Source organism: Cupriavidus sp. 01L415 (assembly GCF_056400065.1).
The window spans coordinates 941,303-953,243 of the sequence record NZ_JBFTSP010000001.1 but is presented as its reverse complement, the minus strand read 5'-3'; the positions used below and the strand labels follow the sequence as shown (position 1 = coordinate 953,243).

Annotated in this window: 9 protein-coding genes; 3 read left to right on the top strand and 6 right to left on the bottom strand. The window is 66.5% G+C overall.

Features of this window, described 5'->3' with window-relative positions; all coding sequences use genetic code 11:
- Positions 1–11 precede the first annotated feature (11 nt).
- A complete protein-coding gene (locus AC1DOX_RS04400; RefSeq protein WP_441615359.1) occupies positions 12–890 on the bottom strand; it encodes an AAA family ATPase in 879 nt (292 codons plus the stop codon).
- Between the two features lie 517 nt (positions 891–1,407).
- Here AC1DOX_RS04400 and AC1DOX_RS04395 point away from each other — a divergent pair.
- Positions 1,408–1,755 (top strand): c-type cytochrome, encoded by a 348-nt coding sequence (locus AC1DOX_RS04395; RefSeq protein WP_092138741.1) that lies wholly within the window; start codon positions 1,408–1,410, stop codon positions 1,753–1,755.
- A 12-nt stretch (positions 1,756–1,767) separates the two neighbouring features.
- Positions 1,768–2,166, top strand: coding sequence for a c-type cytochrome (locus AC1DOX_RS04390; protein WP_092138740.1), 399 nt, complete (start codon positions 1,768–1,770; stop codon positions 2,164–2,166).
- A 103-nt stretch (positions 2,167–2,269) separates the two neighbouring features.
- Here AC1DOX_RS04390 and aroG read toward each other — a convergent pair whose 3' ends face one another.
- Positions 2,270–3,349 (bottom strand): 3-deoxy-7-phosphoheptulonate synthase AroG, encoded by a 1,080-nt coding sequence (gene aroG / locus AC1DOX_RS04385; RefSeq protein ID WP_092138739.1) that lies wholly within the window; start codon positions 3,347–3,349, stop codon positions 2,270–2,272.
- Between the two features lie 115 nt (positions 3,350–3,464).
- Positions 3,465–3,635 (bottom strand): hypothetical protein, encoded by a 171-nt coding sequence (locus AC1DOX_RS04380; RefSeq protein WP_176861001.1) that lies wholly within the window; start codon positions 3,633–3,635, stop codon positions 3,465–3,467.
- A gap of 229 nt (positions 3,636–3,864) precedes the next feature.
- Between AC1DOX_RS04380 and AC1DOX_RS04375 the strand changes: the two genes are divergently transcribed.
- Positions 3,865–4,920, top strand: a complete 1,056-nt coding sequence (locus AC1DOX_RS04375; protein ID WP_092138738.1) for a class I SAM-dependent methyltransferase — start codon at positions 3,865–3,867, stop codon at positions 4,918–4,920.
- 178 nt (positions 4,921–5,098) lie between these two features.
- On the opposite strand, the gene tldD is transcribed toward AC1DOX_RS04375, so the two are convergent.
- From tldD to AC1DOX_RS04360, 3 genes are read right to left on the bottom strand one after another with little or no spacing between them, the layout of a single operon-like run.
- Positions 5,099–6,559 (bottom strand): metalloprotease TldD, encoded by a 1,461-nt coding sequence (gene tldD, locus AC1DOX_RS04370; protein ID WP_441615355.1) that lies wholly within the window; start codon positions 6,557–6,559, stop codon positions 5,099–5,101.
- 39 nt (positions 6,560–6,598) lie between these two features.
- On the bottom strand, positions 6,599–7,438 hold the full coding sequence (locus AC1DOX_RS04365) for a carbon-nitrogen hydrolase family protein (RefSeq protein WP_441615353.1): 840 nt from the start codon (positions 7,436–7,438) through the stop codon (positions 6,599–6,601).
- 42 nt (positions 7,439–7,480) lie between these two features.
- Positions 7,481–11,824 carry a YhdP family protein gene (locus AC1DOX_RS04360; protein WP_477101310.1) on the bottom strand — a complete coding sequence of 1,448 codons (4,344 nt, stop codon included), beginning with the start codon at positions 11,822–11,824 and terminating at the stop codon, positions 7,481–7,483.
- Between the last annotated feature and the right edge of the window lie 117 nt (positions 11,825–11,941).

Here is an 11,941-nt window from a genome sequence, read left to right as displayed (position 1 = left end):
CGGCGTGTGGCTCAGCGGTTGGCGCGGTTCATGAACACCAGGCGCTCGAACAGGTGCACGTCCTGCTCGTTCTTCAGCAGCGCGCCGTGCAGCGGCGGAATGGCGGCCTTGCGGTCCGGGCTGCGCAGTGTTTCCGCGGGAATGTCCTCGGCCATCAGCAGCTTGAGCCAGTCGATCAGCTCCGACGTGCTCGGCTTCTTCTTCAGGCCCGGCAGGTTGCGCATCTCATAGAACGCGTCCAGCGCGGCGGCGACGAGTTCGCGCTTGATGCCGGGATAGTGGACGTCGACGATCTGCTGCATGGTGTCGGCGTCGGGGAACTTGATGTAGTGAAAGAAGCAGCGGCGCAAGAAGGCATCCGGCAGTTCCTTCTCGTTGTTCGACGTGATGATCACCAGCGGACGGTGCTTCGCCTTGATCAGTTCGCGCGTCTCGTAGACGTAGAACTCCATCCGGTCCAGTTCGCGCAGCAGGTCGTTCGGGAATTCGATGTCGGCCTTGTCGATCTCGTCGATCAGCAGTACCACGGGCTCGTCAGCCTCGAAAGCCTGCCAGAGCACGCCCTTGACGATGTAGTTGCGAATGTCGTGGACCTTGTCGTCGCCGAGCTGGGAGTCGCGCAGGCGCGACACCGCGTCGTATTCGTACAGGCCCTGCTGGGCCTTGGTGGTCGACTTGATGTGCCATTGCAACAACGGCATGCCCAGCGCGGCGGCCACTTCCTCGGCCAGCATGGTCTTGCCGGTGCCGGGTTCGCCCTTGATCAGCAGCGGGCGCTGCAGCGTGCGGGCGGCATTGACGGCCAGCTTGAGATCGTCGGTGGCAACATACTGGGCGCTGCCCTCGAATTTGGCCTGCTGGGACGGATTGGCGTTGGCGGTGGTGGACATGAGGCAACCTGAGATGGCGATGTCGGCCGGCCTGCGGCCGCGCGGCCGGACTGGCTGGAGACGTGGCCGAATACCGGATCGGATACCGGATCGAAAAGGGGTCGGAAACGGGGTCGGAATGGGCCAGTATAAGAGGACTTTGCGGTTCGCGTTCACCCGGGGACACCCGGGGGCCGCTGTCTGGACTGCCGCGTGCCGGCTGCGGTACAATGCGCCGGTTTGACGCGCCCCCCAAGTCAAGTTCCCCACATGCCCGGCCGTCCGCCAGTTGTCATGGCAGATCCACCCGGGAGGCGGCGATCGCGCGAGATGGTTGCAGAATGGTGTTTGAGCACCCGCGGCACATCAATGACGCCCGGTTGCGCCTTGTCTGACCGGCTTCGCCTCGGCAGATTCCCGGCGAAGCCCGGGACCCGCCGCGGCGTCCGCGATTTCAGTTCAATCCCCGTTCCCAAGACCGTCTCCGGCCAACAGGGCAGGTCACGCACGGTTTAACACTTCCCAATCAGCTACGACAATGAAAAAGCTCCTCACGATGGTGGTGTTGGGCGCGGCCGCAACGGCAGCGCAGGCCCAGGACGCAAAGGGCAACGTGGATACCGCCAGGGACAAGGTTGCAATGTGCATCGGCTGCCACGGCATTCCCGGCTACCGTGCATCATTCCCGGAGACATACGAAGTTCCCATGCTCGGCGGCCAGAGCGCCAAGTACATCGAAAACGCGCTCAAGGGCTATCAGAAGGGCGATCGCAAGCATCCGACGATGCGCGGGATCGCCGCCAGCCTGTCCGACAAGGACATCGCCGACGTGGCTGCGTACTACTCGCAGCAGAAGCCCGACTCCAAGAACAATTCGCTGAAGTAAGAGACGCAGACCATGAAGACGCTGAAGACGCTTTCGTTCGCGGTGGGTGCACTCGTACTGGGTGCCGCCGCCATGCCCGCCTCGGCCGCGGATATCGCCGCCGGCAAGGCGCTGGTGGAAAAGGGTGCCTGCGTGGCATGCCACGGCGCGGGCCTGAACGCCCCGATCACGCCAGACTATCCCAAGCTGGCTGGCCAGCATGCCGACTATCTCTACCATGCGCTGGTGTCGTACCAGGTCAGCGGCAATCCGCTGGTGGGGCGCACCAATGCGATCATGGCCGGCCAGGTGAACAGCAACCCGGCCGTGACCGACAAGAACGGCAAGCCGCGCCCGTTCACTCGCAAGGAACTCCAGGACATCGCCGCCTACATCGAGTCCCTGCCGGGTGATCTGGTACTGAAGAAGTAAGCCCCTGGCAAGACCCCGGCAAGCCGCGCCCGCCGGGTCTGCAAGGCAAAAAAGCCGCTCCTCACGGGAGCGGCTTTTTTTGTGCCCTGGCGCGGCGGCCGGCTCAGTTGCCGCTGCCCGAGACCAGGCGGCGCTGTTTGACGGCGTTGGCCAGCGTCTCCAGCACGGTGATCGAATCATCCCAGCCGATGCAGGCATCGGTCACGGACTGGCCGTAGGTCAGGTTCTCGACCGGTGTGCCTTGCACGTGGTCCTGGCGGCCGCCCACCAGGTGCGATTCCACCATCACGCCAACGATGCGCTGGTCGCCGCCGGCGATCTGCGTGCCGATGTCCGCGCAAACCGGGATCTGGTTCTCATGCTTCTTGCTGCTGTTGGCATGCGAGGCATCGATCATCAGGCGCGCGGCGAGGCCGGCCTTGGAGATCGCGTCGCAGGCTTCCTGCACGCTCGCGGCGTCGTAGTTCGGCGCCTTGCCGCCGCGCAGGATGATGTGGCAGTCCTCGTTGCCGGAGGTCGACACGATGGCCGAGTGGCCGCCCTTGGTCACCGACAGGAAATGGTGCGGCTGCGACGCGGCCTTGATGGCGTCCACGGCGATCTTGACGTTGCCGTCGGTGCCATTCTTGAAGCCGACCGGGCAGGACAGTCCCGAGGCCAGCTCGCGGTGCACCTGCGACTCCGTGGTACGTGCCCCGATGGCGCCCCAGCTGACGAGGTCGGCAATATATTGCGGGCTGATCATGTCGAGGTATTCGGTGCCGGTCGGCACGCCCATCTCGCTGATATTCAGCAGCAGCTCGCGCGCAGTGCGCAGGCCATCGTTGATCTTGAAGCTGCCGTCCATGTGGGGATCGTTGATCAGCCCCTTCCAGCCAACGGTGGTGCGGGGCTTCTCGAAATAGACCCGCATCACGACTTCCAGCTCGCCGGCGAAGCGGTCGCGCTGGACCTTGAGCAGCTTGGCGTATTCCAGCGCCGCGCGGGTGTCGTGGATCGAACAGGGTCCGATGATGACGATCAGGCGGTCATCCATGCCATGCAGGATGCGGTGCATGGCCTGGCGGGCGCCGTAGATCACATCGGACGCGGCCTCCGAGCAGGCGAACTCGCGGATCAGGTGCGCCGGCGGCAGCAGTTCCTTGAGTTCGCGAATACGCAGGTCGTCGGTGTTCTTCAGCATGATGGCTCCGGGTCTTGTGAGGTCGTTGATCTGGTTGAGTGTTGCGACGCGGCCGAGGCGGAATGAAAAAAAAGCCGCCAGGTTCGCTGGCGGCTTTTTTTGAATTTCGGGCTGCTTACAGCTGTCCCTCTCCATCCGCCAGCGGTGTGAGATCGCTAAAAAAGTAAAAATAAAACTTGGCGGTCATGGCGGTAATCGAGTCGGCTGGTTCAGCTTTCGGGGTCAGCTTGTGTCGGATTTTCGGCAATGCGTTGAATTTATGCTGCGGCGCGCGATGAAAACGCATTTTATTGCGTCAGGCATTTTATTGCGCCGACGTAGCCGAAACCACGGGGTGCAATCGCCGCATGCACGACAACGAAGCATCTTTATATCGCTTTTCAAGATCCGTGGCAAGCGGCAAGCGCAACAGATTTAGTTAATCGCCGTGCGTGGACGCCACCTATATTGGATTTGCAGGGCGACCCGGCGGGCTAAGCCGGGCGTCGTGGCCAGTGTTGCGGTGGGGAGCGATCATGCCAGTCGATGAAGCCAAGCTGAATGCGTTCATGGAGAAGTTCGTCCATGACATTGGCGCCGTGATGCACGCGGCGACCGTGGTGCTGGGCGACGAACTTGGCCTCTACAAGGCGCTGGCGGAAAAGCCGATGACGGCGCAGATGCTGGCCGAGAAGACCCGCACCGATCCGCGCTACCTGCGCGAATGGCTGTCGGCCCAGGCCGCCAGCGGCTATGTGGAGTACGACCCGGCGGACGACAAGTTCTCGCTCTCCGAGGAACAGGCCTTTGCGCTGGCGCAGGAGGGGAGCCCGGCATTCATCCCGGGGGCGTTCCAGATCGCGGTGGCGCAGTTCCGCGCGATTCCCAAGGTGACCGATATCTTCCGCAACGGCCGCGGGCTGGCATGGCACGAGCATGATCCCTCGCTGTTCCACGGCACCGAGCGGTTCTTCCGGCCCGGCTACGCGGCCCACCTGGTCAACGACTGGATTCCCGCGCTGGATGGCATGGAGGCCCGACTGAAGGCCGGTGCCACCGTGGCCGACGTGGGATGCGGGCACGGCGCGTCCACCATCATCATGGCGCAGGCGTATCCGGCGTCGGTATTCCAGGGTTTCGACTATCACGAGCCCTCGATCCGCTATGCGCGGGAGGCGGCGCGACGGGCGGGAGTGGGTGGCCGTGTGAGCTTCGAGGTGGCGTCGGCCAAGGATTTTCCGGGGCACGACTACGACCTCGTGGCCGTGTTCGATTGCCTGCATGACATGGGCGACCCCGTGGGCGCGGCGCGGCATGTTCGCGAGTCCGTGAAGCCCGACGGATGCTGGATGATCGTGGAGCCGTTTGCGAACGACCGGCTGCAGGACAACCTCAATCCTGTGGGACGCGTGTTCTATTCGGCCTCGACGTTTATCTGCACGCCCGGATCAAGGTCGCAGGATGGCGCGATGTGCCTGGGCGCGCAGGCCGGCGAAGCGCGCATGCGAGGCGTGACGGAGCAGGGCGGATTCACCCGCTTCCGCCGGGCGGCGCAGACGCCGTTCAACCTCGTCTACGAGGTGCGCCCGTAGCGGGTGCGGCAACCGCGAAGCCGGAGAAACGTGGAAACAGAGAAACAGAGAAGCACCGCGAGCCCCGATCGAACATAAAAAAACACCCCAAAAGTTGGTGTCCAACTTCTTGGGGTCAGTTCACGGTGGCGGCGTTTTCGCGCCGAGGTTCGCTCGGCGCTCTGGCGGCTCAGCCAGTTCAGGCGGTGCCGCCCACGGTCATGTTCTCGATCCGCAGGGTCGGCTGGCCCACGCCCACCGGCACGCTCTGGCCTTCCTTGCCGCAGACGCCCACGCCGGAATCCAGGCGCATGTCGTTGCCGATCATCGTCACGTCCTTCAGCGATTCCGGGCCGTTGCCGACCAGCGTCGCGCCCTTGACCGGGTACGTGATCTTGCCGTCTTCGATCATGTAGGCCTCACTGGCCGAAAACACGAACTTGCCGTTGGTGATATCGACCTGGCCGCCGCCGAAGTTCACGGCGTACAGGCCCCGTTTTACGCTGGAGATGATTTCCCCGGGGTCGCGGTCGCCATTGAGCATGTAGGTATTGGTCATGCGCGGCATCGGCAGCGCGGCGTAGCTTTCGCGGCGCGCATTGCCGGTCACGGGCATCTTCATCAGGCGAGCATTGAGCGTGTCCTGGATGTAGCCGCGCAGGATGCCATCCTCGATCAGCGTCGTGCACTGCGTCGGATTGCCTTCGTCGTCGAGGTTCAGCGACCCGCGGCGATTGGCCAGCGTGCCGTCGTCGACCACGGTCACGCCCTTGGCGGCCACGCGTTCGCCCATGCGGCCCGCAAATGCCGACGATCCCTTGCGATTGAAGTCGCCTTCCAGGCCATGGCCGACCGCCTCGTGCAGCAGCACGCCGGGCCAGCCCGGGCCGAGCACCACGGTCATCGCGCCAGCCGGGGCAGGGCGGGCTTCCAGGTTGACCAGCGCCGACGACACGGCCTCGTCCACATACTTGCGCAGCAGGTCGTCGGTGAAGTAGCCATAGGCGTAGCGGCCGCCGCCGCCCGAGGAACCGATCTCGCGCCGGCCGTTCTGCTCGGCGATGACCGTGACGGACACACGTACCAGCGGGCGCACGTCGGCGGCGATCACGCCGTCGCTGCGCGCCACCAGCACCACGTCGTATTCACCGGCCAGGCCGGCCATCACCTGCACCACGCGCGGGTCCTTGGCGCGGGCCATTTTCTCGATGCGCTCCAGCAGCGCCACCTTCTCCGTCGCGCCCATCGAATCGAGCGGGTCGTTGGGCGTGTACAGGTTGCGGCCCGTCTGCGACGACAACGCGCTGGCCACCTTGATGCGGCCGTTGCCGCTCTTGCCGATCGTGCGCGTGGCCGCGGCTGCCTGGGAAAGCGCCGGCAGGCTGATGTCGTCCGAATAGGCAAAGGCCGTCTTGTCGCCGGACACGGCGCGGACACCCACGCCCTGGTCGATGCTGAAGCTGCCCGACTTGACGATGCCTTCCTCCAGGCTCCACGCCTCGTTACGCGTGTACTGGAAATACAGATCGGCGTAGTCGACCTTGTGCGTGAAGATATCGGCCAGCACGCGCTGGAGCTTGGCCTCGTCTAGGCCGTACGGCGCCAGCAGCAGTTGCTGCGCGGTGGCCAGGTTGCGGATTCCGAGATCGCCGGCGTTCATGGTTGTCCTTTTCTAGTTGCTTCTGAACTTCTGATAATCCTACAGCACGCGATGGCGCAATGCCGGCAGGTTCTGGCGGACTTCCGCCAGTCGTGCCGGATCGATGACACCGGCGACGACACCTTCGCCTTCCGGCAGCACACCCAGCACTTCGCCCCACGGATCGACCAGCATCGAGTGGCCCCAGGTGCGGCGGCCGTTTTCGTGCTTTCCACCCTGTGCGGCGGCCAGCACATAGCACTGGTTCTCGATCGCGCGGGCGCGCAGCAGGATTTCCCAGTGCGCGTGCCCCGTGGTGTAGGTGAAGGCGGCGGGCATCAGAATCAAGCTGGCGCCGTCGCCGGCACCCAGCCCGCGATACAGCTCGGGAAAGCGCAGGTCGTAGCAGACCGACATCGCCACGCGGCCGCACGGCGCGTCAAAGGCCACCGGCTGCGTGCCGGCGAGGATCGTGCGGGATTCGTCGTAGCTTTCGGTGCCCTTGGTAAAGCCGAACAGGTGGATCTTGTCGTAGCGGGCCACACGTTCGCCGCGCGGATCGAAGGCGAGCGATGTGTTGTAGACGCGCCCGTCGTCCTCGCACCACATCGGCAGCGTGCCGCCGATCAGCCAGATGCGGTGGCGACGCGCGGCATCGGCCAGGAAGCGTTGCACCGGGCCATCGCCGTCGCGTTCGCGAATCGCCACCTTGTCGGTCTCGTGGCGACCCATCATGCCGAAGTACTCGGGCAGCAACACCAGCTCCGCGCCATCCCGCGCGGCCTCGGCGATGAGGGCGTCGGCACGCGCCAGGTTGGCATCGAGCGATGTGCCCGTCACGGTCTGGACGGCGGCGACGCGGAATGGGGCAAGTGCGGGTGTCGGAGCGGGTGTCGTCATCGGGGGCTTCCTTGCTTCCTACTCATCGGGGCGCCCGGGGCATCACCGGGGATACATGCCCGAACGGTCCTGGATCGGCGGCTGTCGGGGCTTATTCTCCTCCACTTTGGTGATCTTGGGATCGGCCCACGACCCCGTCACGAAGTAGTGCTGCGTGAACACCTTGGAGAATTCGTCCGCAAACAGCAGTTGCGCGGCCAGCGTGCCGATGCCCAGCACCGGATTGATGAACGCGGCCGCGACGGAAGTGGTGGTGGCGTTGATGCGGGGGACCACGGAAACCTCGAGGTCCTGCGTTTCGCGCAACAGGTTGGCCGAACCCGTCATCGTGGCCACCATCTGGTTGCTCTTGAGCCGCAACTCCTCGATCTTGCCCACGCCGTTTTCGATCGTGCCGCTGCCGGTGAGGTCGTCGAAGACCGTGCCGCGTCCGGCCAGGCTGCGGAAGTCCAGCGTGGCAAAGCGCAACAGGCTCTGCAGGCTCAGCACGCCCAGCAGCCGCGCGGCGCCCGGGTCCACGTTCAGGATCTGGCCGTTCTCGAGCTTCAGCGACAGGCGGCCCGACAGGGTGGGGTAGTCGATCGACAGCGGCGACCCGCGCCAGGCCACGCGGCCTTCCAGCGATCCCTTGCCGTCGCGCAGCGTGTGCGGCAGGCCCATGCGTTCCAGCACGTCGCCCGCGTCACGAATATCGAGCTTGAAATTGAGCAGCGTACGGCGGCCGGCCGTCGGGGATGCATTGCCGTCCGTCGCCGCCGCCTCGCGCAGCCGGCGCGGCAGGCGCCAGCTGCCATTGCCGGTCAGCGTGGCGCCCGGTTGTTCGATCGTCAGGTTGTCCAGCGTCCACACCGGCTGATTGTCGATGTGGCTGGTATGCGCCTTGACCTCGAGCTTGCCAAAGTCGTGGCCGCGCAGCACGAACTTGTCGACGACCAGGTCCAGGGCGGGCAACTCCTCGATGCCGCGCGTCATCGCGTCCGAGTCGTGCTTGTTGTCGCCGCTGTCCGTGGTCTCCGGGATATCCAGGCGCGACAGGCGCACCGCGAGCGATCCGGACGGCGTGCTGGCGTCGCGACGCCATTGGGCCGTGCCGGCGACCTGGCGCGATGTCATCTGCAGGTTCCAGCCCGCGCTTTCCCGGCTGGCATCCAGCGAGACATCGTTCAGGTTGCGGCCGAACGCGTCGAGCGTGTTGGCGCGCACCGTCACGCGTTCCGGCAGGAACGGCGAGGACCGGTTCACGCCGCCGGGGTTGTCGCGGCCCGGTCCGGCGGGCGCGTCAGTCGCGTCGATCGCGTCGAACACATTGCGCCACGCATCCACGTCCAGACGATCCGCGGTCAGCGCGGCGACGACCCCGCTCGACGGCTGAGGCGCGGGCTGCGCCAGGCCAATCCCGCCGGAGACGACATCGATGGCATCGCCTGTGCGGCGCAGCAGGTAGCGTGCATTGAGCGCGTTGCCCAGATGCACCGTCATCTCATCCGCGCCCGCGCGCCCCGGCACGGCCGACGGATGCAGGTCGAAGCGCAACGCCATGTCCTGGCCGGCGGTCTTGGCCAGCGGCGCCGGCAGGCTCAGGGCCATGCCGTTGAGATCGGAGGCCACCTGGACTTGCAGTTGCTTCTCGCGGATGCCGACGACGACGTTGTAGCGCGTGGCGCCTTCCATACGGGGGCCAAGCCCGGCCATGGGCGACCCGGCCAGCGCCTCGCGCAAGCCCGCGGCGGTGGCCGATCCGCCCACTGTCACACGCGTCGTGCCGTCTGGCTGCGTGCCGCCGGCGATCTGCGCATCGCCGCCCAGCAAGCGGCCGTGTACGTTGTCGAGGCGGAAGCCGTGCTCGTCGAAAGCCACCACGCCGCTGGCGCCGAACAGCGTGGGCAGTTGCGGGAACAGCGTCACGTCATTGCCGGGGAAGCGGAACTGGCCATCCACCTTGGTGCCGGCCGCGTGGCTGAGCGGCAGGTCCAGCTTGAGCTTCAGGTCGCCGTTGCCCGGTGCGCGGGCGTTCTCGGTCACGTTGCCGCTCCAGCCCTTGACCGGACTGTTGGCGATGAAGCGCAGGAAGCTCTGCACCGGGCCATTGGCGGTGCCGTCGATCAGCAGGTGGCCGTGGTCGCTCAGGTCGGCGATGCGGCCGCTGACGTCCTGCAGCGTGACGCCGTGGATGCCCCGCACGCTGGCACGCCTGGCCAGGAAGGACATGCCGCCGCGCTCGAACAGCAACTGGCCGGTGATGTCGGTGAAGTCGGGCCACGCGGTGTCGCCGTTCCCATTTCCGTTGCCATTGCCGTTGCCGCCGCGGCTGTTCGGGCCCGCTTCCTGGGGCGCGACCTGGAAGGCGACATTCTGGACCGGCACCTCCACGCGGAAATCGCCGGCCTTCTCAAATGGAGCGTGGAACGGAAAGTGTTCGAGGTCGCCCTTGAGCAGGAACTTGACGTCGGTGGCTTCGCCGCTGACCAGCGCGCCGCCCAGGTAATGGCGCGTGCTGGGCAGCGTCAGGGGCAGATAGCGAGGCACGCGGTTGGCCTGCGCGCGAGACAGTTCGCCCGACAGGTCGGCAATGCCGCCGTGGCCGTCGCCACCCGCGCGCCAGTTGCCGCGCACCGTGCCGGCGGTGTCGGCATTGGCAAAGCGCACGCCCTCGGTGCGGACTACGAGCTTGCTGTCCTCATGCGCCCAGCGCACTTCGCCGCGCAATTCGTCAAACGGGATACGCGGTTCCTCGAACACGCCCGGGAAAATCAGCGCCGCGCCGGCGCTGTCCACGCGCACCGTGCCTTGCCGGTCGTCGAAATTGAAAGTCCCGGAGAGGCGCGCAAAGCCCGGCGTGCCGGTACGCGGGTGACCATCCGGGCTCACCGCCGGGTCTGCCGGCTGGCCGTTGACGGAGACACTGCGCAGCGTGCCCTGGGCCGAGTAGTGTGGCGTGCCGGGGCCGCGCGTGAGCAGGCCGGCGCGGTCGCGCGACCATGTCACGTCGAGGTTGTCGATGTGGCCGGCCGGCTGGAGCGCGCGCAACTGGCGCAGCACGGCCATGTCCAGTGGCATCGACGCCGCCAGCGCCCGCACGGTATTGAGGTCGAAGGTGGGCGCCCGCAGCGCGAACTTCCGCAACACGCCCTGGTTGTCGCGCGTCCAGTCGAGGGTGACCTTGCGCATGCCCTCGCGCCACGACGAATCGGTGGTCGACGGCGGGCCCGTGACGGGCTCGGCCTGCCAGAGCAGCGTATCGATCGTCAGCTGGTTGTTGCCGGCGCGATCCGCCTTGTGCAGCAGGAACGCCTGCGCGTTGGCCAGCTTGAGCGGCTCCGGCGCGTCGGCCAGCTGCAGGTCCACGCCCGTGGCGCGCAGTCGCATCTGGCTGCGTACCACGTTGCCGCCGCGGAAGTCGATAGAGCCGTCCGTGCTGAAGGTGCCGCTGGCCACGTTCTCGAAGATGGCCAGGTAGCGCTGGACCACCGGCAGCTGGACCTGGCCAAGATTCCAGCTGGCCTGGCCGGTCCAGTGCCGCCAGTTGCCGGCGGCGTGCAGGTAGTCGTGCCGGAGGCTCGACTGGAAGACCAGCGGCTGCGGCGCCAGGGACGCGCTGCGGGCTTCCAGCCGCACCGTATGCTGGGATCCGTAGCGCTCCGTGGTGAAGTGGATGTCCGCCACGTCGAGTTGCGGCAGGCGGGCGCGCTCATCCAGCCAGCGCAGGTTGCCGCTGACCAGGTCGATGCGGCCCTGGGCCAGCATCCAGTCCAGGAAGGGGTCGTTATCCGTGGCGGACGCGCGTGCGTTCACCGGCACGCCAGCCACCAGCAGCCGGCCCTCCGGCGTGCGGCGGATCAGCACGTCGGTGCGCGCGGCCGTCAGGCTGGCGAACTGCAGCGTCAGCGCCGGCACGGACTGCCAGGACAGCGTGCCGTCCAGCGTGCCGGCCGACAGCAGCACGCGGTGCTGCGCGTCGACGGCGCGCACGTCGCGGGCGCGGAACGCGGGATGCCAGCCTTCCCAATATGTATCGAGCTGGCCGATGGTCAGTTGTGCCGAAAGCGCCGCCGAGCCCTGTTTCTCCAGCCATTGCCGCGCGGTATGCGCCTGCGGCCACAGCACGAAGCGGATCAGCAGCACCGCAATGACGGCCAGCGCCGCCAGCGCGATCGCCAGGCGCGCCAGAGTGCGTGCGAGCCGGGGCCAGACCGGATGGCCGGCCACGGCACGCAGGGCCCGCCAGCCGCCCGCCGCGAATCCACGCGCGAACGCCGCCGCACGCCGGCCAAAACGGGGGCGTGCGGGGACTGAAGTCTGGGGAGTGGTGGTGACCGCGACGGGACCCTCGCCGCCCGCGTGCGGGGACGCGGAACCATCGGCGGGGGCGGTTGGGCGGCTGGACATGCGCAGATTATCCGACAATACTAGCCGCTCTCCAAAGTGGTGCGCACACGCCTCTCCGCGGTGTCTCCACGGCGCCTGCCCGCATTGCTAAAGTAACTGGAATGACTGTCCCTGATC